Below are 24389 nucleotides of genomic sequence, written 5' to 3' on the forward strand. Positions count from 1 at the left end.
AAGCTACCGAGAAACGGATCACCAAAACCTTAACACTGATCAAGAATCACAACATAGACGGAACGACCAAATCAGGTGGCCTGTGACCATCCTCAAAAGTCTTTATATTGATTATAACCTTCTCGCCCATTTCGATACGACCTTCGAGCGTCGCAGATCCCATATGTGGCAAAAGTATCGCATTTGGCAGCTCTTGCAGCCGTGGGTTGATCATCGGACCCCGTTGAAACACATCCAGGCCGGCGCCAGCAATCTCGCCTGCGCGCAACATGCGGGTCAGCGCGTTTTCATCGATCACCTCGCCGCGCGAGGTATTCACGATCACCGCATCGGGTTTCATCAGCTTCAGCCGCCGCGCATTCATCAGATGAAATGTCGAGGGCGTATGCGGGCAGTTGATCGACAGAATATCGACGCGCGCGACCATCTGATCCAAACTGTCCCAGTAGGTGGCCTCCAGCGCCTCCTCAATCTCGCGGCGCAGGCGTTTGCGGTTATGATAATGCACCTGCATGCCAAAGACCGCCGCACGCCGCGCCACCGCCTGCCCGATCCGGCCCATGCCCAAAATACCTAAACGACGCCCTTTGATCCGACCACCCATCATCGCTGTGGGTGACCAGCCCGACCATTCCTGCGACTGCGCGATACGCAGCCCCTCAGCCATGCGGCGGGTGACGGCAAGGATCAGGGCCATAACCATATCCGCCGTATCCTCGGTCACGACACCGGGGGTGTTCGACACATGAATGCCGCGCTGCCGGGCGGTGGCCACGTCGATGTTGTCGACGCCAGCCCCGTAATTGGCGATCAGCTTCAGCCGTTCGCCGGCCCGCGCCAAAAGCTTTGCATCGATCTGGTCGGTGATCGTCGAAACAAGAACATCGGCCTGGCTCATTGCCGCCGCGAGTTCGTCGGCGGTCATCGGCGTATCATCGTCACGCAGCGCCACATCAAACAGCTCTTTCATGCGGGTCTCGACCACTTCAGGCAACCGTCGCGTCACGACAACACTCAACCGCTTACCTGGCATTGAGATCCCTCCCACGGGTTTTCAAGAACTTCTTCCCATGGCAGGTTGCGCGAAAGGGACGCGCAGCACAAGAACCGCGCGCCAAATGAAAGCAGTAAGGGCCGAAAATGCGAAACGTGGTGAAGCGGCTTTGCGCGATGCTGGGCGTTGTTTGTCTTGTGACAAATCTGGCCAGCCACGCCGCCGCCCAACCGGTGAATGAGACCCCAACGCTGGGTCCCGAAACGAACCTGCCATTGCCACGTTTCGTTTCGCTCAAGACATCCGAGTCAAACGTGCGGCGGGGGCCGTCCTTGTCACATCGGATCGATTGGGTCTTCACGCGTCGCCATATGCCACTGCAGGTGATAGCGGAATATGGCCATTGGCGCCGGGTCATTGACCGCGACGGACAAGGCGGGTGGGTGCATTACACCATGCTGTCAGGTGCGCGCACTGTCCTGATTGACGGTGAGATCACTGCTCTGCGTGCCCGGCCAGAAGAAGGCGCGCTCGAAAATGCGATGCTGGAACCTGGGGTGATCGCGCGGCTTGGACAATGTACGCCAGATTGGTGTCGCCTGACTGCGGGTGGTTATCGCGGTTGGGCACCGAAAGCGACGCTCTGGGGCGTGGCAGAAAGCGAAATCCGCGATTAACCCCTCCAACCGATGGCATCACCTGCCGGGATATGCATGATGCAATCTCATGTCCCTGCGCCGCGATACCCAGCTTAATCTGTCTGCCGGTGTCCTTTCCGTCGCCGTCGCGCTGGTTCTCGTTATCATCAAGCTCTGGGCTTACGGTGAGACGTCATCGCTCGCTGTTGCCGCAAGCCTTGCGGACAGCGCGCTCGACCTGATGATGTCGCTTGGCGGCTTGATCGCAATTGCCTATGCGGCCAAACCCGCCGACGAGGACCATAATTTCGGCCATAGCTCGGCCGAGGATCTTGCGGCACTTGGGCAGTCACTTTTCATTCTGGCTTCTGCCGGGGTCATTGCGACGGCAGCGATCCTGCGGCTAATTTCCGGCGAGGCGGCCATCCCAGAACGCGAAGGTTTGGGCATCACGCTCATGCTTTTCGCAATTGCGATTACCTTGGGCCTGGTGATGTGGCAACGCTATGTCGCGCGCCGCACCGACAACAAGGTCGTGCGCGCAGACAGCCTGCACTACCTCGGCGATCTGATCCCGAATGTCGGCGCAATCTTCGCGCTTTGGGCGTCAGGCACATTTGGACTGCACCAGATCGACAGCGTTGTCGCGCTAGGGGCCGCGGCACTCCTGATAGTCGGGGCACTCAGGATCGGCAAATCCGCTTGGGACGCGTTGATGGACAAGCAAGCCGACCCTGAAATGATTACGGGCATTTGCGCCATCACCGAAAGTTTCGACGGGGTGCATGGCTACCATGATCTCAAGACCCGGGTCGCGGGCAGCAAGGTCTTTGTCAACTTGCATATCGAGCTTGACGGTTCGCAAAGCCTGGATGAGGCGCACGCGATCGGCGCCGCACTCAGGCGCGCGATCATCGCGGCCTACCCCCGCGCAGACGTGATGATCCACAAAGACCCTATCGGCGTGCAAAGGCACCCTGATGATCCGCGCAACTAATGCCCATCTCCTAACGTGTCGTCAGGCCGCTTTGTCCAGACCCCGCCCTTTCAAGAGCGCCTCGACACCGGGCAGACGACCACGGAACGCGGTGTAAAGCTCCGCCGCATCGACCGATCCACCTGAGGACAGCACCGTCTCTTCCAGTCGCTTCGCCACATCCTGATCAAACGGGCCGCCTGCCTCTTCAAAGGCGGCAAAGGCGTCGGCATCCATCACTTCTGACCACATGTAGCTGTAATAGCCGCTGGAATAGCCATCACCGGCAAAGACATGCGCAAAATGGGGTGTCGCGTGGCGCATGCGGATCGCGTGTGGCATCCCGATCTCTTCCAGAATTTCGGCCTGTTTTTGCATTGGATCGCTCGGCGCGGGCCCGTCGTGGAAGCCCAGATCAACAAGGGCCGAGGCCACATATTCGACCGTCTGAAATCCCATGTCGTAGGTGGATGCGCCAAGCATCCGATCAAGCAAATCCTGCGGCATCGGTTCACCTGTTTCGGCATGTGTGGCAAATTCGCTTAGAACTGCGGGCACCTCTAGCCAATGCTCGTAAAGCTGGCTGGGAAGTTCAACGAAATCGCGTGCCACGGATGTGCCACTCATGCTCTCATAGGTCACATCTGACAGCATCTGGTGCAGCGCATGCCCAAATTCGTGAAACAGCGTGCGCGCATCGTCATAGGACAAAAGCGCGGGCTTCCCCTCTTCGGGCTTGGCAAAGTTGCAGACGTTCAGAATAAGCGGTTGCGCCACACCGCCATGACGTTTCTGGACGCGCATCGCGGTGCACCAAGCACCCGACCGCTTTGAGTTCCGCGCAAAATAATCGCCCATGAACACGGCAACATGTTCTCCGTCGCGGGTCACCTCCCACAGCCGGACATCCGGGTGATAACGCGGCCCTTCGATCTCCTTGAACTCCAGTCCGAACAATCGGCTAGCGCAGGTGAAGCTCGCCGCGATCATCCGTTCAAGCTGCAGATAGGGTTTCAACTCGGCTTCATCGAGATCGTGCAATTCCTTGCGCCGCTTCTCGGAATAGAACCGCCAGTCCCATGGTTCCAACGGGCCATCCCAGCCATCGGCGTGCAGCATGCGCTCAAGCACTTCGGCATCCGCATCGGCGGCAGCCTTGGCCGGGCGCCAGACCTGCATCAGCAAATCGCGCACCGCATCGGGGGTCTTGGCCATCTCCGTTTCCAGCTTGAAATCAGAAAAGGTTTCATAGCCCAAAAGTGCGGCCCGCTTTTCGCGCAGTTTCAGCGTCTCAGCCGCGATGGCGCGGTTATCAGTCTTACCGCCATTGGCACCGCGGGCCACCCAGGCCTCGTAAGCCTTCTGGCGCAGATCGCGCCGCTCGGAGAATTGCAGAAACGGGACGATCAAGGACCGAGACAAGGTCACGACCGGACCGTCTGCCTCTTTCTCCGCACCAGCAGCTTTAGCCGTGGCCACCACAAAATCAGGCAACCCTTGCAGATCATCTGGACCAAGCGTCATGAACCAGTCGCGTTCGTCGGCAAGAAGGTTCTGCATGAAATCCGTGCCCAGAACGGACAGCCGCGACTTCACCTCGCGCAGTTCCTTCTCTGCCGCGCCGCTCAACTGGGCACCGGCCCGCACAAAATTGCGCCGTTTCAACATCAGGAGACGTTGTTGTTCCGGTGTCAGATCAAGGTTGTCGCGGGCCTGCCACACGGCCTCGATCCGCGCAAACAGCTTCTTGTTCTCAACAACTTCCGATCCATAGGCGCTCAGCTTCGGGGCAAATTCGCGCTGCAGGGCCTCGCGCTTGTCATTACTGTCAGCACCGGCGACCGCGTAAAACGTGCTCAGGACCCGGTTCAACGCATCCTCGGTCGCGTCCAGCGCCGCGATCGTGTTTTCAAAAGTGGCAGGTTCCGCACTTTCCGCAATCGCGGCGATGTTCGCACGCGCTTCGTCCATCGCGATGTCCAGCGCCGGGGCGTAATCGTCGTCCGAAATCAGATCAAAGGGCGGCATTTCAAACGGGGTAGACCAATCAGCAAGCAGCGGGTTTGTCATGACAGTTCTCCTTTGTTGCTAACCTAGGGTGCACCCTTAGAAGTTGCCACCTACCTCTCGCGCATTCGCTTCTCAAATCTGCGCAAGGCCAGCGAAAGCGTGATAGTGATCGTCAGATACACCAGCGCCACGACGTTATAGGTCTCAAAATACCGGAAATTGCCCGCCGCCGTAACCTTCCCCAACTGGGTCACGTCCGTCACGCCCAGCACACTGACGAGTGACGAATCCTTTACCATCGCTACAAAATCATTGCCCAAAGGCGGCAGGATCACCCGCAAAGCCTGCGGAAAGACGATCAGGCGAAAGCGCTGCCAGCGCGAAAGGCCCAGCGCCTCTGCCGCCTCGATCTGACCTTTGTCGATGGATTGCAACCCGGCGCGAAACACCTCAGCCAGAAACGACGCATAGGCGAGCGTGAGCGCGATCACCGCACGCCACAGCAGTGAGAAATCGCGTGTGCGGATCGGCTCCAACCCCAACTGCCCCAGGACCCAGCTCCAGCCTGCCACCATGGCAGGTGCTAGGACGAAGGCCACATACAGAAGGAGGACGATGATCGGAATACCGCGCATCACCTCAATGTAGAACCGCGAAATCTGACGCAGAATGATGGATTTGGAAAGCTGCGCCAGAGCCAGCCCAAGCCCCAGCAGACACGCCAACGTGTACGCAACGATTGTCACATAAATCGTGACCCAGATGCCTCGGCGCAACGTGTTGAGAACGCGCGAATATTCCTCAACCGTCAGGACTTGCCAAAACAGGTAAAGACCAATCGACACCACGGCGACCAGCCACCAGGGAAAGTCATCATCGTTCGGAGATGTGGGCAACATGCGAGGGCGTCCCGGGCCTGACCCGGGACCTCCACTTCAGGGTTTACTCACCCAGCTTGTAGTCAAGGAACCACTTGGTGTTCAGCGCTTCAATCGTGCCGTCAGCCCACATATCAGCAATGGCAGCGTTGATCGGTTCGACCAGATCGGAGCCCTTTGGATAGATGAAACCGAAATCCTCCGTCCCCAGTTTCTCACCAATGATCTTCAGCCCGCCATCAGACGCTTCGACATAGCCGTTGCCCGCTGTGCCGTCGGTTAGCACCAGATCAACATCGCCAGCACGCAAAGCCTGCACGGTTGCGCCAAAAGTTTCCATCAGCTTGATGCGCGGGTTCGCCTCGTCGCCATCGAGCACGTCATAGACGCCAACATAGAAAGGAGTTGTGCCGGGTTGGGCAGCCATTAACAGGTCGTCATCAGCGGCAAAACTGGCGGCATCGGTGAACCGGTCTTCGTCTCCGCGCACCATCATGACCATTTCGGACGTCATGTATTTATCTGAGAAATCAACAACTTCCGCCCGATCCTCGCGGATCGTGATCCCGGTCATCCCCAGATCAAACTGTCCTTCGGAAACAGCGGGGATCATCGCATCCCAGCTAATATTCTCATAGACAATCGTCGCGTTCAGCCGCTCTGCAATCTCAGCCATCGCATCATATTCCCAGCCGACGGCATCGCCATTGCTGTCAATGAACTGCAGTGGCGGATAGGCGTTTTCAGTCACGACGACGATCTCGCGCCCTTCCAGATCAGGCAAATGACCGTCAGCGACGGCCGAGGTCGCAAAAAGCGCCGCAGCGAGCACCGTTAGAATACGCATCAACATCTCCCCAGTTTTGTCATTTGGACCGCAGTATGAAGGTCAGGCCTTGACGTGCAAGCCCCTGCCGCCGCAAGCGGCACAATCGGCGCGTGGTTTGATGCTGATCGTCCTTGTCTGCGCATAAAGTGCGTCATAAATCAGCAACTTGCCGCCCAGACCCTCACCTGCTCCGGTGATCACCTTTAGCGCCTCAACCGCCATCATCGCGCCGATCACACCCGGCAGTGGCCCGACAACGCCTGCCTCGGCACAGGAGGGCACGAGAGCCGGGTCGGGGGTATCTGGAAAAACACAAGCATAGCATGGGGTGCCTTTCGTCGGGTCATAGAGGCTGATCTGTCCCTCCCATTGGGTCAGGGCCGCTGCGATCAGGGGTTTACCTTTCTCGACTGCAGTAGCGTTGATCAGATAGCGGGTATCGAAGTTATCCGTGCCATCAAGGATCAGATCGTAGTCATCAAAGAGGTCCGCCGCGATCTCTGCCGTCAGACGGCGGTGATAGGGGCGCACGGTCACGAAGGGGTTCTGCGCCGTCATCGCCTCGGCCGCGGAATGCACCTTTGGCATGCCGATATTCCGATCAAGATGGATGACCTGCCTTTGCAGATTGGCGTTTTCCACGACGTCGTCATCAATCACACCAATCGTCCCGACGCCAGCTGCGGCAAGATATTGCAGCGCGGGCGCACCCAACCCCCCTGCCCCGACCACGAGCACCTTGGCGTTTCTCAGCGCCTTTTGCCCCGGCCCACCAATCTCGCGCAGAACGATATGGCGGGCATAGCGGTCGAGTTCCGTCTCAGAAAAGCTGTCCGACGATGGCGCGGGCGCATCGCTTTCCCGTGCCGCAACCCGCGCACGCAAATTCCCCAGCACACGGCGATACCCCCAGACCATGAAGCCGAAGGCGATGAGTAGGCCCCAAAGCCGTGCATCTCCGCCCGTGGCCATGCGCAAGGGATGCCCGTTGGGCAGGATCACATGCAACATCATTACGCCGACCAGCAGGATACCCATCATGTTCCAGCGCACGGCATAGGGCACCTTCATCGCGATACCGATCCCCCAAAGGGTTGCGGCCATGGCGCCGACCATAATCATACGCCGGTTGACCCGAACCCGCCCGCGCCGCGCGGTGTGGCATCAAGCATATCGACCTGCGCCATGTTTGCCTGGATCATGGGGGCAACAACCATCTGCGCGATGCGCATCCCGTGGGTGATCGTGAAATCCGCTTGGCCCAGATTGATCAGGATCACGCCAACAGGCCCGCGATAATCGCTGTCAATCGTGCCGGGGGTATTCACCAGCGTCACACCATGTTTCAGCGCCAGCCCGGATCGTGGCCGCACTTGCACTTCGTAGTTCGGCGGGATCGCCATGTGAAACCCGGTAGGGATCAACGCACGGTCGCCGGGCTGCAGCACGATGGGGCGCTTGCCTTCCAGATTGGCGCGCAGATCGGCGCCAGCCGCACCGGCGGTTTCATATTTTGGCAGGCCAAGCGTCCGATCAGCCCCCTCAGCCCATTGCAACCGGATTTCAACCGTCACGAAACCGCCTCTGCAATGCGTTGAGCCAGCTTCTGCGCAACCGCATCCTTGGACTTGCGCGGCCAGGTCTCTGCCCCATCGTCGGTGATCAACGTCACCGCATTCTCTTGGCCGCCCATTATGCCCGTTTCGGGCGAGACATCATTGGCCACGATCCAATCACATCCCTTACGCGCCCGCTTTGCAGTCGCATGTGCGACCACATCATTGGTCTCGGCTGCGAAGCCGATCACGAGCGGTGGGCGCCCCTCCTGCTTTTGCGCAATTGTCGCGAGGATGTCGGGGTTTTCCGCGAGTTCTAGCGCTGGCAGAGTGTCGCCATCTTTCTTGATCTTCTGCGCCCCTGCATTGACCACATGCCAATCTGCCACTGCTGCCGCAAAGATCGCCACCTCTGCCGGCGGTGCGGCCTCAACCGCGCGCAACATCTCTTGCGCGGTCTCGATCCGCACGACGTTCACCCCAGCGGGGGGCGGCACATCCGCCGGACCGGTCACAAAGGTCACGTCCGCTCCCATCGCGGCGAGCGCTTTGGCAATGGCCGTTCCTTGCGCGCCCGATGAGCGATTAGCGATGTAGCGCACCGGATCAATGGGTTCATGTGTCGGGCCGGATGTCACGAGGATGTGCCGCCCCTTTAGCGGCCCATCACCCAACGCGGCATCAATCGCGGCGATGATTTCGGGCACTTCCGCCATGCGCCCCGAGCCATATTCCCCGCAGGCCATATCACCCTCATTCGGGCCGACAACCAGCACGCCATCGCCTTGCAAAGTCGCGAGGTTGCGCTGGGTCGAAGCATGTTCCCACATGCGTACATTCATCGATGGCGCGATCAGCACCCCCTTGTCCGTCGCCAAGAGCAGCGTTGAAGCAAGATCATCAGCATGCCCTCCGGCCATCTTGGCCATCAGATCAGCCGTTGCAGGTGCAACGACGATGAGGTCTGCAGCGCGCGACAACTCGATATGCCCCATCTCGGCCTCGTCAGTGAGATCAAAGAGGTCTTGATAGATTTTCGTGGCGGAAAGCGCCGACAGGCTGAGGGGTGTCACAAACTCCGCCCCGGCCCGCGTCAGAACTGGCGTGACCTGCACCCCTTTTTCACGCAAGCGGCGCACCAGATCCAACGACTTAAAGGCGGCGATGCCACCCCCAACGATCAACAAGATGTGTTTGCCAGCCAGCATCAGGCGCTCCGGTCTGTAGTCGGGCTGACACTAGGTCAGATCAGACCGGAAACACAATGATGCGCTCAAGCGAAAAAGGCGTGCACTTCCGAGCTTTGCGCCTCAAGGCTTTTGCGCATTTTCCCGAATGCTGCTGCTTCCAGCTGACGTACCCGCTCTTTCGACAGGCCAAGCTCCGTCCCCAGGCTTTCCAGTGTCCGTGGGTCATCGCGCAGCTTGCGTTCCCGCACGATGAACTGCTCGCGGTCATTCAGCGCCGACAGCGCCGTCATCAACCACTGGCGGAGAGTTTCATTGTCGTGGTTGTTTTCCACCGTCTCCGACGCCTGCGGACCGTCATCCTCAAGCGCATCGATCCATTCGCGGCCTTCGTCATCGCTCGACTGCGTCGCGTTGAGCGAGAAGTCGGAACCAGAGAGCCGCCCCTCCATCATCTCGACATCATGCAGCGGAACGCCCACTTCGATGGCAATGAGTTCGCGCATCTCCTGACGGTCAAGCTCACGACCCTCTGCCGCCGCTTCGCGCTCCAATCGCGCCTGCACACGGCGCATATTGAAGAACAGCGACTTTTGCGAGGATGTCGACCCGGTCCGGACCATCGACCAGTTACGCATCACGTAATCCTGGATCGACGCCTTGATCCACCAGACCGCATATGTCGAAAAGCGCACGCCGCGGTCGGGGTCAAACTTGTCCGCCGCCTTCATCAGGCCCACGGACGCCTCCTGGATAAGGTCGTTCATCGGGGCGCCGTAGCGCTTAAATTTAGAAGCCATGGAGATCGCCAGACGCATATAGGCAGTGATCAGGCGGTGCAGCGCTTCTTCGTCCCGGTCGTCACGCCACGCATAGGCCAGCGCAAGCTCTGTCTCTGCATCAAGCAGTTCCGCTTTCATCGCCGTACGTGACAAACTCTGATCAGAAAAACCGGTAACACCCATGTTTATTCTCCCAATTCGCCGTGCGAGGCATTAACTTTTTTCTCAAGTCTTATTACGCAGGGTCACGAAGACTGGATCACATAAAGTATTTAGGAAATGTTACCCAAGATTTCCCTCGTGTTGGGCGGCGCGGCTTCGGGTAAGTCCGCCTATGCCGAAAATCTGGTTCTGAGCATGGGGTTAGCGCCGATCTACATCGCGACGGCGCAGAGCTTTGACGACGAGATGACCGCGAAAATTGCGGCTCATCAAGAGGCGCGTGACGCTAAATGGCATACCATAGAAGAACCGATTGACCTGCCTGCAGTGCTCGCCCAGCGCTCCTCTGATCAGGCTGTCTTGATAGATTGCGCAACGCTTTGGCTTAGCAACCTTCTGTTGGGGGCGCATGATCTTGATGCCCGCTGCGCTGACCTCGTCACCGCGCTCCAAAACTGTGATGCACCCGTTGCGGTCGTCTCAAACGAGGTCGGTCAGGGCGTTGTGCCGGACAATGCGCTCGCCCGCCGTTTTCGCAATGCGCAAGGGCGGTTGAACCAGCAGATCGCAAGCATCGCTGACCGGGTTGTGGTGGTGATGGCGGGGCTGCCCATGACGCTCAAAGATCAATCGCAATGACCCGGCTCTGGTGGGTGCGGCACGGGCCGACACATGAAAAAGCCTTTGTCGGGTGGCGGGACGTACCTGCAGATTTATCCGATAAGGCTCTGATTGATCGTGTCGCTGGTTACTTGCCGGCAGATGCCGCGATTGTGTCTTCCGATCTTAGCCGTGCAGTCACAACTGCAGACGCCATTGGAAAAAATCGGAAGCGTTTGCCGCACCATGCCGGGTTGCGCGAGTTCAATTTTGGCCTTTGGGACGGTTTGCGTTTTGATGAAGTCACCGCCCGTGACCCCGATCTCAGTCGCCGTTTTTGGGAGGAGCCGGGCGATCTTGCTCCTCCAGACGGCGAAAGCTGGAATGCGGTTGCAAGACGCGTGAATGACGCCGTTGATGACCTGATCCGCGCATGCCCAGATCAACATCTCATTCTTGTGGCACATATCGGCGTGATCATGACGCAAATCCAGCGCGCCGCAGGATGCAGTGCATATGAGGCGATGGGTCATCATATCGACAATCTGTCGGTCACGGATATGCAGATCTCAGACGGAAGCTGGCAGATCGGGCGGATCAATCACATTGCGTGATGCGCCGCGTCACGAATGATCGTTCGTGAATTTGCAGCACGCACGCTAGCGTCACTGCATGACATATGACCTCTATATCGGCGATCGCACCTTCAGCAGTTGGTCCTTACGCGCCTGGCTGTTGTTCGAAAAGTTCAACATCCCCTTCAAGACGCATCTTGTTGGCTTATATGCGGGCACCTACCGCAGCGAATTGGCCCCTTTGCCCCCGGCCCGCACAGTTCCCGCCGTTCGCACGCCCGAAGGTCATGTTTTGTCAGACAGCCTGGCCATCGCCGAAACCCTGGCAGAGCGGCACCCGGAATTCGCGCTTTACCCCGCCGACCCTGCCGCGCGCGCATTGGCGCGGTCAATTACCGCCGAGATGCATTCGAGTTTCCTCGCCCTGCGCAGTGATTGCCCCAATATGATCACCCATGTCTGGGACGGATTTGTGCCGTCTGACGCCGTGCGCGCAGATATCACCCGGATTGAAGCGCTTTGGGCGCTGGCGAAAGAGCAATATGGTCAGGATGGCCCGTGGCTCTTTGGCGCTTATACAATTGCCGATGCATTTTACGCACCCGTGGCCATGCGCATCACGGCCTATGATCTGCCTATCAATGCAGACTCACAAGCTTACGTCGAAAGGCACCTGAAAGATCCCGCATTCGTGGCATGGCGTGAGGCCTCAAGGGCCGAAACCTACGACCCTTGGCCCTATCCGATGGAACTTGGCCGCAAACCATGGCCGGGGGATATGGGTTAACCATTCCTCAACCAGCGGCAATTACCCGTTAACCACGTTAGGGGAGATGGGTATGGTCGCAGTGACCTACACGGTGGCATTTGAAGGCATTGAGGCGCGGCTGGTCGAGGTCCAATGCGCCGTCACGCCCGGCATCCCCGCCTTTTCCATCGTGGGTCTGCCCGACAAAGCGGTATCCGAGGCGCGCGAACGCGTGCGCGCCGCGCTCACTTCCATGGCCATCGCGCTGCCATCAAAGCGGATAACGGTGAACCTGTCGCCCGCGGACCTGCCCAAGGAGGGGTCGCATTTCGATTTGCCAATCGCCTTGGCCCTGCTGGCCGCGCTTGAGATTATCCCCCGTGAGGATGCCGAGCAGACAGTGGCATTGGGGGAATTGTCCTTGGACGGCACGTTGGTGCCCGTTGTCGGCGCCTTGCCGGCCGCAATGGCCGCCGCAAGGGATGATCGCACACTCCTGTGCCCGCAAGCTTGCGGGGCCGAAGCCGCCTGGGTTGGCGCGGCAAATGTCATCGCGCCGCGCAGTCTGGGTGACGTGATCCGCCATTTCACTGGGCAGTCGGTTATTGCGGCATCCGCGCCGGGTGAAGTCCACAATGGTGCTACTCAGCGCGACCTTTCGGAAGTGAAGGGGCAGGAACGGGCCAAAAGGGCGTTGGAAATCGCCGCCGCTGGCCGCCATCACCTGCTGCTCGTTGGCTCCCCCGGATCGGGCAAGTCCATGCTGGCAGCGCGTATTCCCGGCATTCTGCCGCCCCTAACCCCGGCAGAAGCGCTTGAGACGTCCATGATCCATTCACTTTCCGGATTGCTTGACGAAGGTGGGATCAACCGGGATCGCCCGTTTCGCGAACCCCATCATACCGCTTCCATGGCCGCCATCGTCGGTGGCGGGCGCGGTGCCAAGCCGGGTGAAATCAGCCTTGCTCACAATGGTGTCCTGTTCATGGACGAGTTTCCAGAATTTCCGCGCACGGTGCTCGAGACTCTACGTCAGCCGATAGAAACAGGTGATGTTGTCGTCGCGCGCGCCAACGCGCATGTGCGCTACCCCTGTCGCTTCATGCTCGTCGCCGCCGCAAATCCCTGTAAATGCGGTTATCTGGCCGATCCTGCCCGCGCCTGCGCCCGCGTCCCCGCTTGCGGAGAGGATTACATGGGCCGCATCTCGGGTCCGCTTATGGACCGGTTTGATCTGCGGATTGAGGTGCCACCGGTTGCATTCACCGATCTCGATCTGCCGGAAACTGGTGAAAGCTCATCTGCGATCGCGGCGCGCGTACTGGCTGCGCGTGACAAGCAATCGGCGCGGTTTTCCGGTCATGACAGTGCACGCGTGAACGCCGATGCGGAAGGGCATCTGCTTGAAGAGATCGCAACTCCCGACACAGAAGGGCGTGCGCTGCTTGTCAAGGTGGCAGAGCGGTTTGGCCTTTCTGCGCGGGGTTACCACCGGGTCTTGCGTGTGGCGCGCACCATCGCCGATCTGGCAGGGTCCGACGACGTTCGAAGACCTCATGTGGCCGAGGCTGTCAGCTACCGGCTTGCGATAACTGCAGAGGTCTAGCGGCGTGCCTCAATAGCTTGCCAGATCTTTTCGGCAATATTGACGCCATCAAACCTTTCAAGCTCCTGAATGCCCGTTGGTGACGTCACATTTATCTCGGTCAGCCAATCGCCGATCACGTCAATGCCGACAAAAATCTGCCCTTTCTCTTTCAAGAGCGGCCCGATCCGCGCACAAATCTCGCGATCCCGTTCGGTAAGCGCCACTTTCTCGGGCCGCCCCCCCACATGCATGTTCGAGCGCGTTTCGCCCGCCGCGGGCACACGGTTGATGGCGCCCACAGGCTCGCCATCGACAAGGATGACACGCTTGTCGCCTTCACTAACGGCTGGCAGGAACTTCTGCATGATCAAGGGCTCGCGGTTGATGCCCGCGAAAAGCTCATGCAGTGACGCCAAATTGCTGTCATCTGTCTTCAGCTTAAAGACACCGGCACCACCATTGCCATAAAGCGGTTTCAGAATGACATCACCATGCTGAGCACGAAACGCTTTCAACGTCTCGAGGTCACGCGCGATCATCGTAGGCGGCGTCAGATCTGGAAACTGCAGGACAAGCAGTTTTTCGGGATAGTTGCGCACCCAAAACGGATCATTCACCACGAGCGTGTCGGGATGGATCATGTCGAGCAGATGGGTAGTCGTGATATAGCCCATGTCAAAGGGAGGATCCTGACGCAGCCAAACCACGTCAAAATCAGCGAGCCTCACGGTTTCTTCATTGCCGAGGGTAAAATGGTCACCCGTGACTCTTCGCACCGTCAGCGGCCACCCTCTTGCAACGACATCACCTGCATCATAGGCCAGTTTGTCGGGGGTGTAGTAAAAGAGCTCATGGCCCCGCGCCTGCGCCTCTTCCGCAATCCGGAATGTGCTGTCGGCATCAATATCGATGGGCCCGATCGGGTCCATCTGAAATGCGATTTTCAGCGGCATGGCGGTAACCTCATAAATAACTTGGTTTCGCCGTTACATGACGCAGCGCGGCACTACGCGCAATGGGGTCTTAGCGCGCCGCCAAGCGTCAATCACCTGCGATAGGGTCATCGATCTTCGACACCACCAACCACATCGCTACGTGCTCAAGAATACCAAGTTAGTTTGGCCTACGCCTCCATAAAGGCGTTCTCGATCACTTGGACTGCGCCGCGGCCGTCGACCACCGCCAGATCAAATCGTACATCGGTTAGCTGTCCAAGTGGTTCGCCGGCAAGAAACTCCGATGCGGCCGCACACAAACGATCCATCTGTCGCCGACCCAGACGTGCCGCAGCGCGACCGAAGGACTTGCTTTTCTTGACTTCGACGAAGACAACCTGGTCGCCATCACGCGCAATCAGGTCAATCTCACCGCCTTCTCCACGCCATCGTTTTGCGACCACCTGATGTTGACGGTTTTCGTAATCCCGAGCAACCGCAGCCTCGGCCGATAAGCCCGCATGATATCCGACAGACCCTGTCATTCCTCGTCCTTCATCTGCAGCGCGATCTGATAGACCTGCCTGCGGGGCAGGCCCAACGCACCGGCCACCACTGTCGCGGCGTCTTTGATCCGCATTGTCTTCATGGCCTCTTGCAAGGCTGCGGCGACATCCATGTCAGCCACATCATCCGCGCCCTGTCGGCCCACAAGGACAACCAGTTCGCCCTTCACCGACCGGTTTGTGAATGCATCCGCAACTTCGCCCAAGTTACCGCGCGTAATCTCCTCAAACCGTTTCGTCAGCTCACGGCAAACGACCGTCTCCCGCCCGATCCCCAGAACATCGCGCAAATTGCCTAACATTTCCCCAATGCGCTTGGGGCTTTCGTAGAATACCAGTGTGAAGGGTGCGTCACGCAGCATGGCGATCTCGGCCTCGCGTTGGGCTTTCGTCGCCGGCAAGAAGCCGACAAATGCAAACCTGTCGGTGGCCATGCCAGAGGTTGTCAATGCGGCCAGTAATGCAGATGGACCGGGCGCCGAAATCACGGGCAAATCCGCCGCAATGACAGCCCTCGCCAACTCGTAGCCCGGATCGGCGACAAGTGGTGTGCCCGCCTCAGAGGCATAGGCAACAGACTTGCCTGACGCGATTTCGGCCACCAGCCGGTCTACATTACCTTTGGTACTGTGATCGTGAAACGCTACCAGCTGGCGCCCGTTCAGCGGCACGCCGTGAATATCCATCAACTTGCGGGTCGTGCGCGTATCTTCAGCCGCGATCACATCGGCGCTCGCCAGAATATCAAGCGCGCGGAGTGTGATATCGCGTGCAGCACCAATAGGTGTGGCCACAAAGTACAATCCGGCGGACAGTGGCTTGGTGACAAAATTCATCTCTGGACCCGCCTGTCCCCTGCATTATGATGCCCTCAGCTGGCGGCGGACCAAAACCGGCGCATGATCCAGGAGGGATATCAGCCATGTTTGCTTGTTTCCGCACCGCCCGCAAGGCGACGTTGCGCATTTTTGTCTTGCTGTCATTCGCCTGGCTGGCCGCCTGCGATGTCACCCTTAGCCCTGATGCAAATGTCGGCCCTCAGATTGACCCCGAAGACCCCGTGCAGGTGGCCCTGCTGGTCCCGGGCGGATCGGCCCAGTCAACGGATAATCAACTGGCACAGAACTTTGAGAATGCCGCACGTTTGGCAATCGCAGATCTGGAAGGCGCTTCGATTGAATTGCGCGTCTATAATACCGGGGGCGGCGATCCGACACAGGCTGCGACCGTTGCTGCACAGGCCGTCAATGATGGTGCAAAGATCATCATTGGCCCGCTTTACGCCGAAGCGGCGAATGCCGCTGGCGTCGCCGTTGCCAGCCGCAACGTCAATATTCTTGCATTCAGCAATAACCCGTCCATTGCGGGTGGCAACGTGCTTGTCCTTGGCGCGACCTTTGACAATACGGCGAACCGCCTGACGCGTTATGCCAACCGGCAAGGGATCAGCAGATATGCTGTCGTGCACGGCAACGATCTTGCCGGTGATGTAGGACGCGATGCCATCACGCGCGCAGTGCAATCGAATGGCGGCCAGGTTGTGGCGGTCGAAAGCTATCCGCTTTCGCAGCAAGGCATATTTGGCGCCACAAACAGGATGGTGTCGAGCGTCCGCAACTCTGGCGCGCAGGCGGTCTTTACAACGGCCGGTGCCGCAGCAGACCTGCCGATTGTGGCAACGGCCCTGCCGGATGCGGGCATGAACACCGAAAACAGCCGTTTCATCGGCCTGACCCGCTGGGACACTGTTCCGCAATTGCTGGCTTTGCCGGGACTTGAGGGCGGGCTTTTCGCGCTGCCCGACCAGTCAACGCAAACCCTGTTCGAAAACCGCTATGCGGCGACCTATGGGGCGCAACCGCACCCGCTTGCGGGACTGGCCTATGACGGAATTGCTGCCATCGGCGCACTGGTCGCGTCGGGCAATGATGACGCATTGACGAAAGCCGCGCTGACCACGTCTCAAGGGTTCCGCGGAACGGCTGGTGTATTCCGGCTTTTGCCCAATGGCCTGAACGAACGCGCCTTGGCCGTTGCAACCATTCAAGAAAATCAGGTGGTGATCCTTGAACAAGCCCCACGCAGCTTTGGTGGCGCAGGGCTCTGACGCGCTTCTGACCACTACTGATGACGCGCCGGACGATCTGATCTGTCCAGCGGAGTCGATTTTCGACAAAGCCGCCGTGATAGCAGACATCACGGCGCAGGCTGCTGACGCGACCTCCGAAAAGGAAGTGCGCACGATCAGCGTGGCTGTCATACGCCGCGCACGCGATGCTGGCCGGGACAGCATCGCCGAGGCATTTCGCGCCGCTCCTTTTGCATCACGTCCCACAACCCGCGCCTATAGCTGGCTGGCCGATCAGATTGTGTGCACTGTCCTCGAGGTTTCGACCACGATCCTGCACAAGCTCGCTAACCCGACAGAAAGCGAGCGGCTGACGCTCATCGCTGTTGGTGGCTCTGGCCGTGGCGAAATGGCTCCTTACTCGGATATCGACCTTCTCTTTCTGACTCCCTACAAGATCACGCCCTGGGCAGAGAGCGTGATCGAGTCCATGCTTTACATGCTTTGGGATCTGAAGCTGAAAATCGGCCACGCCAGCCGCACCATCAAGGATTGCGTGCGTCTGGCGCGCGAGGATTACACGATCCGCACCTCACTGGTCGAATACCGGTTCCTCGCGGGCGATCGCGCGCTCGCCGATGAGCTGGGCGAGCGGCTGTGGAAGGATCTCTTTCAGTCCTCGGCGCGCGATTTCATCGATGCCAAGCTGAGCGAACGCGACGAGCGGCACCGCAAACAGGGCGGCCAACGCTATGTGGTTGAGCCAAACGTCAAGGAAGGCAAGGGCGGACTGCGCGATCTGCAATCGCTGTTCTGGATCAGCAAATACGTCAACGATGTTAAAGACGCCGCTGATCTGGTCGGTCTGGGCGTATTCACCACCGAGGAATTCGAAACCTTCGTTACCGCCGAAGACTTTCTTTGGGCCGTACGCTGTCATTTGCATCTGATTGCGGGCCGCGCGGTCGATCAGCTGACATTTGATATGCAGGTCGAGGTCGCGGAGGCCATGGGCTATCGCGATCACGGCGGGCGGCGCGCGGTTGAACACTTCATGCAGGCCTATTTCAGGCAAGCAACGCGGGTGGGCGAACTCACGCGCATCTTCCTGACCGCGCTTGAGGCCAACCACACCAAGCGTGAACCCATGCTGGTGCGGCTCTTTACGCGCCGCAAGAAGGCCAAGCCGCCCTACGCAATCAAACAGAACCGCCTCACCATCGCGGACGAAGCAGCGTTTTTTGCCGACAAACTGAACATGCTGCGCATCTTTGAAGAGGCACTGCGGACGGGCACGCTCTTACATCCCGATGCGATGCGTATGATCTCGGCCAATCTTGATGTCATCGACGAAGACCTGCGTCAGAACAAGGAGGCGCGGCGCATCTTTCTTGACCTGCTGCTCAGACACGGCAACCCGGAACGCGCCTTACGCCGGATGAACGAGCTTGGGGTGCTGAGCGCCTTCATCCCCGAATTCGCCCCCATCGTCGCGATGATGCAGTTCAACATGTACCATCACTACACTGTGGATGAGCATACAATCCAATGCATCAGCAACCTTGCCCAGATCGAACGCAAGAAGCTGATCGAAGAGCTGCCCGTGGCCTCCGGCATTCTGGAACGCGGGGTGAACCGCAAGGTCCTCTATGTCGCGCTCTTGCTGCACGATATCGGCAAGGGCCGTGACGAGGATCATTCGGTCCTTGGTGCGCAGATCGCGCGAAAGGTGGCACCACGGCTGGGGCTGAACAAGAAAGAATGTGAGACGGTTGAATGGCTCATCCGGTATCACCTGCTCCTCTCGGACGTGGCACAAAAACGCGATATTACCGAGCCGTTCACCATTAGCGGCTTTGCAAAGGCGGTGAAATCCGTTGAACGCCTCGATTTGCTGACCGTGTTGACGGTCTGCGACATTCGCGGGGTTGGGCCGGGGACTTGGAACAACTGGAAAGCGGTGCTGATCCGCAACCTTTACCGCGCAACGAAAGAGGCCCTTGAAACCGGTATCGAAGATCTCAGCCGCGACCGGCTGGAGACCGAGGCCAAGCGGGGCCTGCGCGAAGCGCTTGCCGATTGGGACGCCAAATCACTCAAGACCGAAATCGGGCGGCATTACGGGCCCTATTGGCAGGGCATGCCGCTGGCCGCACAAGTCATCTTTGCGGGGCTTTTGCGGGATATTCCCGATGATGAGGTCCGCATTGACCTCATGCTCGACGAAGACCGCGATGCCACACGCGCCTGCTTTGCCATGGTCGACCATCCGGGCCTCTTTAGCCGGATGACGGGGGCTTTGGCGCTTGTCGGGGCCAACATTGTCGACGCGCGCACCTACACGTCCAAAGACGGCTACGCCACAGCCGTCTTCTGGGTGCAGGACAATGACGGCAACCCATACGATGAAGCCCGGCTGCCGCGCCTGCGCCAGATGATCGCCAAAACGCTGAAAGGCGAGGTCGTGCCGCGCGAGGCGCTGAAAGACAGAGACAAGCTCAAGAAACGCGAGCGTCCGTTCGAGGTGCCGACGAATATCAGCTTCGACAATGATGGTTCCGAGATTTACACGATCATCGAGGTCGACACGCGCGATCGTCCCGGACTTCTGTTCGATTTGACACGAACTCTTGCGAATAATCACGTCTATATCGCCTCAGCCGTCATCGCGACATACGGAGAGCAGGTTGTGGACACCTTTTACGTCAAAGATCTTGTAGGGCTGAAGTTCCACTCCGAGGCCAAACGCGCCGGATTGGAACGCAAATTGCGCGAGGCCATCGCGCAAGGGGCTGAGCGAGCGAAGTCTTGAAGGCGTCGGGTACCTTGCTACCGGAGTATCGGCGATGAAACCCATCCGCCTGATGGCCGGTTTTTTCACCGTGGGTCTTTGGACGATGCTCAGCCGTGTGCTGGGCTTTGTCCGCGACATCATGATCGCGGCCTACCTTGGCACCGGACCGGTGGCAGAGGCCTTCCTCGTCGCGTTTTCGCTCCCTAACCTCTTCCGCCGGTTTTTTGCCGAAGGCGCATTCAACATGGCCTTTGTGCCCATGTTCTCAAAGAAGCTCGAAGCGGGAGAAGACCCCAAGCGGTTTGCACAGGATGCCTTTGTCGGCCTGGGCGGCGTTTTGGCTGTCTTTACGATAATCGGCATCATCCTCATGCCCGCGCTTGTGACCATGATGGCCAGCGGCTTTCTGGGCACGGAGCGCTTTGATCTTGCCGTCTATTACGGGCGGATCGCGTTTCCCTATATCCTCTTCATCTCGCTTTCGGCGCTGCTATCGGGCGTGTTGAACGCCACAGGCCGCTTTGCCGCTGCTGCGGCTGCCCCGGTGTTGCTTAATGTCATCTTCGTCGGTGCGCTTTTAATCGTCGCGTTGGGAACAGGCGGAGAAAATCAGGCGCTGATGGGCCAATCGCTTGCCTTTGCGGTGCCGGTTGCCGGTTTGGCCCAGCTTGCTCTTGTTTGGTTTGCCGCCAAAAGGGCCGGGTTCGCGCTGAAAATCGGTCGCCCAAAACTGACTCCGGAATTGCGCCACCTCGCCATCATCGCCGCCCCGGCAGCGCTTGCTGGCGGAGTGGTGCAGATCAACCTGCTCGTCGGTCGACAAGTTGCCAGCTTTTTTGAAGGCGCGGTTGCATGGCTAAACTACGCAGACCGCCTTTATCAGTTGCCTTTGGGCGTCGTTGGCATCGCGATTGGCGTGGTCTTGCTGCCAGACCTGTCGCGCAGGTTGCGCGCGGGCGATGCGGCAGGCGGGCAGGACGCATTCAACCGCGCGACTGAGATCAGTCTGGCGCTTACCATCCCCGCCGCCATCGCGCTCATGGTGATCCCACTGCCGCTGGTCAGCGTGCTGTTCGAACGTGGCGCTTTCAACAGCGACGACACAGCCGCCACAGCGTTGGCCGTCGCTGTCTATGGTCTCGGCCTGCCTGCCTTCGTGATGCAAAAGACGCTACAGCCGCTCTTCTTTGCACGTGAAGACACGAAGCGCCCGTTCTACTATGCGCTTATCGCGATGGTCCTTAATGCCGCATTGGCTATCGGGCTTTCACCGCTCATCGGGTTTATCGCGGCGGCAATTGGCACAACAATCACTGGCTGGGCGACGGTGCTCCTCTTGTGGCGAGGCACGCGCAACATGGGCGACGCCGCACAGCTTGATGCGCGGTTCAAGTCGCGCCTATGGCGGATTGTCCTGGCGTCCATCGGCATGGGTCTGGTGCTCGCCGCTACGGCGACCATCATGAAGCCGTTCTTTGGCCTGCCAACGATCCGCTACGCTGCACTTCTGGCACTCGTTCTGATCGGCATCGGCAGCTACTTTGGGATCGGCCAGATGATCGGTGCGTTCAAACTGTCCGAGTTCCGCCGCAGCCTGCGCCGTCAGGAGCGTTGACGCATCCGCGCCACAAATGACGTCCAGCCGCCCGGGGCCAAGAGCACCGCCAGACCAAAGCCCGCCACGAAACCTGAAAGCTCGGAAATCCATGTGGGCGGCGGCGGTGTTTCGTAAAGAAAGCTCGCCACAATGCCAAAGATCAGCTGGATCAACAGAAGAAAGCCGATCAAGCGGAAGGCGAGGATCTGATTGTCGCCCGCCTCACCCAAGCGCAGCCAAAGCGCATAGGTGTAGGCACCGATCAACCCGTAAACCGGCGTGTATCCACCCAAAAGCGGAAAATCCGTGTTCGCCAAAAGGCCAAAGACAAGTGCGCCGACAATGGATGTCAGTACATAGACAATCAGGATCTTGGTGCCGCCATAATACTCTGCAGTGAACTTGCCCAAAGCGAGTGTGAGTGCGGCGCAGAACGCCACCTGTGTCAGGTCAATGTTGATGAACGGATAGGTCACAAACCGCTTCAGGATGTCGAAGGAATAGTCGGCATTCACCAGCACACGGTCGAGAACGGCTGTTGAAAACCCATATTGCTCAATCGCATCAAAACGCCAGCCCACCCCACGCGGCCCACCGATCATCCCATAATTGGCCAACTGGAACACGCACTCGATGCCAACGATCAGAAGGGTCAAGACAATCACAACCGGCGGTAGGCGGTTGATCGGGCTTTCAGGCTGCATGAGGTGTCTCGGGCGCGGTTGAAGTTGACGGGTCTGTCTGGCATGGGTATGCGACCCAAGCCCCGAAATCCAGACCGGACCGCCACGACCATGACCGAAAATTCCTTTACGCCACGCGTCTTCTCAGGGGTTAAGCCCTCGGGCGGTTTGCAATTGGGGAATTACCTCGGCGCGATCAAGCGGTGGGTCGATATGCAGGGTAAGATGGAGACGATTTATTGCGTCGTTGACCTGCACGCAATCACCGTCTGGCAAGACCCTGCGGAGCTCAAGAACGGCACGCGCGAAATCGCGGCGGGAATGCTGGCGGCGGGGATCGATCCGACGCAGTCGATCCTTTTCAACCAGTCTCAGGTCGCGGCCCATGCCGAGCTTGGCTGGATTTTCAACTGCGTCGCCCGTGTCGGCTGGATGAACCGGATGACCCAGTTCAAAGACAAGGCCGGAACAAATGCTGAGCAGGTCTCGCTGGGGCTTTATGCCTATCCCTCGCTTATGGCGGCTGACATCCTGCTTTATCACGGCACCCATGTGCCGGTGGGTGACGACCAGAAGCAGCATGTAGAGCTGACGCGCGACATCGCGACGAAGTTCAACCACGACTTCAAGACCGATTTCTTCCCGCTGACCGAACCGGTCATCGAAGGGCCTGCCATGCGCATCATGAACCTGCGCGAAGGGACCAAGAAGATGTCGAAATCGGGTGAAAGCGACATGGAACGCATCAACATGACCGATGATGCAGACCTGATTGCCAAGAAGTTCAAAAAGGCCAAGACCGACCCGGAGCCGCTGCCAGAGACCATTGACGGACTTGCGGAACGGCCAGAGGCGCGCAATCTGGTCGATATCTATGCGGCCCTTGATGACAAGACGCCCGAGGCGGTCATCGCCGAATATGCGGGCGCGGGCTGGGGCAAGTTCAAACCCGCCCTCGCCGATCTCGCGGTTGCCAAACTCAGCCCCATTTCCACCGAAATGGCACGGCTGATGAACGACCCGGCGGAGATTGACCGGATCTTGGGTGATGGCGCCGAAAAGGCCCGGGCCATTGCAGAACCGATCCTGCAAAAGACTTATGATATCGTGGGACTTCTACGCAGCTAACCACGCGTTCTCACGCGCGCCGCGCGATGAGCACATGGCATGACGTGTTCAGCAGAAACGGCAGGTCAGGGCCGCCACTGCGGTTTTCAAATGCGGCGAGGACCGCGCGCTCGACATCTTCCCGTTCCTCGTGGGTGCAAGCTGCGATCAATGCGCCCGTAATCGGGTTCCCGACCATGCCGCGCCACATGGCATTGGGCGTCGGCAAGGCAAGCGTTGCGTCCAGAATGTGAATTTCAGGGTCAATGAGAGGAGCCGCACGTGTGATCTCGTCGACCAGCCCTTCCGCCGTCATGAGATCCGCCCAGCTTGCGCGCGGCGGCGGGTTGGTCAGCCGCGCTGGTAAGGCCGACATGAGCGGCCCCATCTGCGCCTTTGCAAGCTCGTTAGACTCCGGCCCGCGCCAGACCGAGGTTGCAAAAAGCCCGCCGGGCCGCAATGTCTCTGCCGCAGTTCGCCAACCCGCAACGCGGTCGGGAAACAGAAAGATGCCAAAGCACGACAAGGCAGCGTCAAATGATGCGCTTTCGAGCCCGAGGTCTTGACCATCACGCACCTCAGCCCGTGCATCAGCATCAATCGGTTGCAGTGCCCGCTGCGTCAGCGCCACCATCCTCGGCGAGATATCAGTCGCCAGAACCGAACCTGCATCACGCTCCGCACAAAGGGTCGCGGCAGCGACAGCAAGATCTCCGGGCCCGCACGCGATATCGAGAAGACACGGCGCATCCGGCAGACGTGACTGCACCAAAGCCACCATCCCTCGCGCGATATGGCCCGTCAGTGGTGAAAACAACCGCATATAGTCGTCGGCATGTGCATCCCATGCACCAGCGGGTGCACGCGCATCATTTGCAGCGTTTGACATGTTGGACATATCCTTATTCTGGCGTTGCATGCTAACAATACTACCGGCGTCTTGCAGAAACTTGACATAGTTGCGCTTGGCATAACAGCCCGCACCCGACCCGCGTCACAAAACTGAATCCCGTACATGCGACGGTTGTAATGCGGCATAGATTCGCTCTGCCCGTCCCCGCCCGGGTGTCCTATCCCGTCCCTCGGTCACCTTGGGTTCAGCAGGCGTTCGGTGTT

General features: G+C 59.1%; 23 protein-coding genes. 10 read left to right on the forward strand and 13 right to left on the reverse strand.

What is annotated here, in order from left to right:
• Positions 1-46: 46 nt before the first annotated feature.
• Positions 47-1033: a D-glycerate dehydrogenase gene (locus tag SLH47_RS05015; protein ID WP_320238281.1), complete on the reverse strand. Its 987-nt coding sequence runs from the start codon at positions 1031-1033 to the stop codon at positions 47-49.
• A gap of 107 nt (positions 1034-1140) precedes the next feature.
• On the opposite strand from SLH47_RS05015, the gene SLH47_RS05020 reads away from it, so the two are divergent.
• Positions 1141-1671, forward strand: a complete 531-nt coding sequence (locus SLH47_RS05020) for an SH3 domain-containing protein (protein WP_320238282.1) — start codon at positions 1141-1143, stop codon at positions 1669-1671.
• Between the two features lie 49 nt (positions 1672-1720).
• On the forward strand, positions 1721-2629 hold the full coding sequence (locus SLH47_RS05025; RefSeq protein WP_320238283.1) for a cation diffusion facilitator family transporter: 909 nt from the start codon (positions 1721-1723) through the stop codon (positions 2627-2629).
• A 21-nt stretch (positions 2630-2650) separates the two neighbouring features.
• Here the strand turns inward: SLH47_RS05025 and SLH47_RS05030 are convergent, their stop codons facing one another.
• The 7 genes from SLH47_RS05030 to SLH47_RS05060 form a co-directional block, all read right to left on the reverse strand.
• Complete coding sequence (locus SLH47_RS05030) at positions 2651-4678, reverse strand: M3 family metallopeptidase (RefSeq protein WP_320238284.1); 2028 nt, start codon at positions 4676-4678, stop codon at positions 2651-2653.
• 50 nt (positions 4679-4728) lie between these two features.
• On the reverse strand, positions 4729-5517 hold the full coding sequence (locus SLH47_RS05035) for an amino acid ABC transporter permease (protein WP_320238285.1): 789 nt from the start codon (positions 5515-5517) through the stop codon (positions 4729-4731).
• A 43-nt stretch (positions 5518-5560) separates the two neighbouring features.
• Positions 5561-6343 (reverse strand): transporter substrate-binding domain-containing protein, encoded by a 783-nt coding sequence (locus SLH47_RS05040; RefSeq protein ID WP_413785620.1) that lies wholly within the window; start codon positions 6341-6343, stop codon positions 5561-5563.
• Between the two features lie 42 nt (positions 6344-6385).
• Entirely contained in the window at positions 6386-7447 is a 1062-nt protein-coding gene (locus SLH47_RS05045) for a HesA/MoeB/ThiF family protein (RefSeq protein ID WP_320238287.1), read from the reverse strand.
• Positions 7444-7899: a dUTP diphosphatase gene (gene dut, locus SLH47_RS05050; protein ID WP_320238288.1), complete on the reverse strand. Its 456-nt coding sequence runs from the start codon at positions 7897-7899 to the stop codon at positions 7444-7446. Before dut ends, SLH47_RS05045 begins: the two co-directional genes overlap by 4 nt.
• On the reverse strand, positions 7896-9089 hold the full coding sequence (gene coaBC, locus SLH47_RS05055) for a bifunctional phosphopantothenoylcysteine decarboxylase/phosphopantothenate--cysteine ligase CoaBC (protein ID WP_320238289.1): 1194 nt from the start codon (positions 9087-9089) through the stop codon (positions 7896-7898). The genes dut and coaBC overlap by 4 nt, the downstream gene beginning before the upstream one ends.
• Before the next feature lie 65 nt (positions 9090-9154).
• Positions 9155-10033, reverse strand: a complete 879-nt coding sequence (locus SLH47_RS05060; RefSeq protein ID WP_320238290.1) for an RNA polymerase factor sigma-32 — start codon at positions 10031-10033, stop codon at positions 9155-9157.
• Between the two features lie 96 nt (positions 10034-10129).
• Here SLH47_RS05060 and cobU point away from each other — a divergent pair, with 96 nt between their 5' ends.
• The 4 genes from cobU to SLH47_RS05080 are packed head-to-tail and all read left to right on the forward strand — an operon-like array spanning position 10130 to position 13541.
• Positions 10130-10651: a bifunctional adenosylcobinamide kinase/adenosylcobinamide-phosphate guanylyltransferase gene (gene cobU, locus SLH47_RS05065; protein WP_320238291.1), complete on the forward strand. Its 522-nt coding sequence runs from the start codon at positions 10130-10132 to the stop codon at positions 10649-10651.
• The gene (locus SLH47_RS05070; protein WP_320238292.1) at positions 10648-11226 is read left to right on the forward strand and encodes a histidine phosphatase family protein; all 579 of its coding nucleotides are present in this window, start codon (positions 10648-10650) and stop codon (positions 11224-11226) included. Before cobU ends, SLH47_RS05070 begins: the two co-directional genes overlap by 4 nt.
• Before the next feature lie 58 nt (positions 11227-11284).
• Positions 11285-11974, forward strand: coding sequence for a glutathione S-transferase (locus SLH47_RS05075; RefSeq protein WP_320238293.1), 690 nt, complete (start codon positions 11285-11287; stop codon positions 11972-11974).
• 52 nt (positions 11975-12026) lie between these two features.
• The gene (locus SLH47_RS05080; RefSeq protein WP_320238294.1) at positions 12027-13541 is read left to right on the forward strand and encodes a YifB family Mg chelatase-like AAA ATPase; all 1515 of its coding nucleotides are present in this window, start codon (positions 12027-12029) and stop codon (positions 13539-13541) included.
• Here SLH47_RS05080 and gshB read toward each other — a convergent pair.
• From gshB to rsmI, 3 genes are all read right to left on the reverse strand, one after another.
• Positions 13538-14476, reverse strand: a complete 939-nt coding sequence (gene gshB, locus SLH47_RS05085) for a glutathione synthase (RefSeq protein ID WP_320238295.1) — start codon at positions 14474-14476, stop codon at positions 13538-13540. The two genes, SLH47_RS05080 and gshB, sit on opposite strands and share 4 nt — an antisense overlap.
• A 170-nt stretch (positions 14477-14646) precedes the next feature.
• On the reverse strand, positions 14647-15003 hold the full coding sequence (locus SLH47_RS05090) for a YraN family protein (protein ID WP_320238296.1): 357 nt from the start codon (positions 15001-15003) through the stop codon (positions 14647-14649).
• Entirely contained in the window at positions 15000-15860 is an 861-nt protein-coding gene (gene rsmI, locus SLH47_RS05095) for a 16S rRNA (cytidine(1402)-2'-O)-methyltransferase (protein WP_320238297.1), read from the reverse strand. Before rsmI ends, SLH47_RS05090 begins: the two co-directional genes overlap by 4 nt.
• Positions 15861-15946: 86 nt before the next feature.
• Between rsmI and SLH47_RS05100 the strand changes: the two genes are divergently transcribed.
• The 3 genes from SLH47_RS05100 to murJ are packed head-to-tail and all read left to right on the forward strand — an operon-like array spanning position 15947 to position 21501.
• Entirely contained in the window at positions 15947-17131 is a 1185-nt protein-coding gene (locus SLH47_RS05100) for a penicillin-binding protein activator (RefSeq protein ID WP_320238298.1), read from the forward strand.
• On the forward strand, positions 17091-19904 hold the full coding sequence (locus SLH47_RS05105; protein ID WP_413785621.1) for a [protein-PII] uridylyltransferase: 2814 nt from the start codon (positions 17091-17093) through the stop codon (positions 19902-19904). The genes SLH47_RS05100 and SLH47_RS05105 overlap by 41 nt, the downstream gene beginning before the upstream one ends.
• 34 nt (positions 19905-19938) lie before the next feature.
• Positions 19939-21501 carry a murein biosynthesis integral membrane protein MurJ gene (gene murJ, locus SLH47_RS05110; protein WP_320238299.1) on the forward strand — a complete coding sequence of 521 codons (1563 nt, stop codon included), beginning with the start codon at positions 19939-19941 and terminating at the stop codon, positions 21499-21501.
• On the opposite strand, the gene SLH47_RS05115 is transcribed toward murJ, so the two are convergent.
• Positions 21489-22187, reverse strand: a complete 699-nt coding sequence (locus SLH47_RS05115) for a rhomboid family intramembrane serine protease (RefSeq protein WP_320238300.1) — start codon at positions 22185-22187, stop codon at positions 21489-21491. The two genes, murJ and SLH47_RS05115, sit on opposite strands and share 13 nt — an antisense overlap.
• Before the next feature lie 90 nt (positions 22188-22277).
• Between SLH47_RS05115 and trpS the strand changes: the two genes are divergently transcribed.
• Entirely contained in the window at positions 22278-23294 is a 1017-nt protein-coding gene (gene trpS, locus SLH47_RS05120) for a tryptophan--tRNA ligase (protein ID WP_320238301.1), read from the forward strand.
• 10 nt (positions 23295-23304) lie between these two features.
• Here the strand turns inward: trpS and SLH47_RS05125 are convergent, their stop codons facing one another.
• Positions 23305-24162: a class I SAM-dependent methyltransferase gene (locus tag SLH47_RS05125; protein ID WP_320238302.1), complete on the reverse strand. Its 858-nt coding sequence runs from the start codon at positions 24160-24162 to the stop codon at positions 23305-23307.
• Positions 24163-24389 lie beyond the last annotated feature (227 nt).

Source organism: Cognatiyoonia sp. IB215182 (assembly GCF_033963905.1).
GTDB lineage: Bacteria > Pseudomonadota > Alphaproteobacteria > Rhodobacterales > Rhodobacteraceae > Yoonia.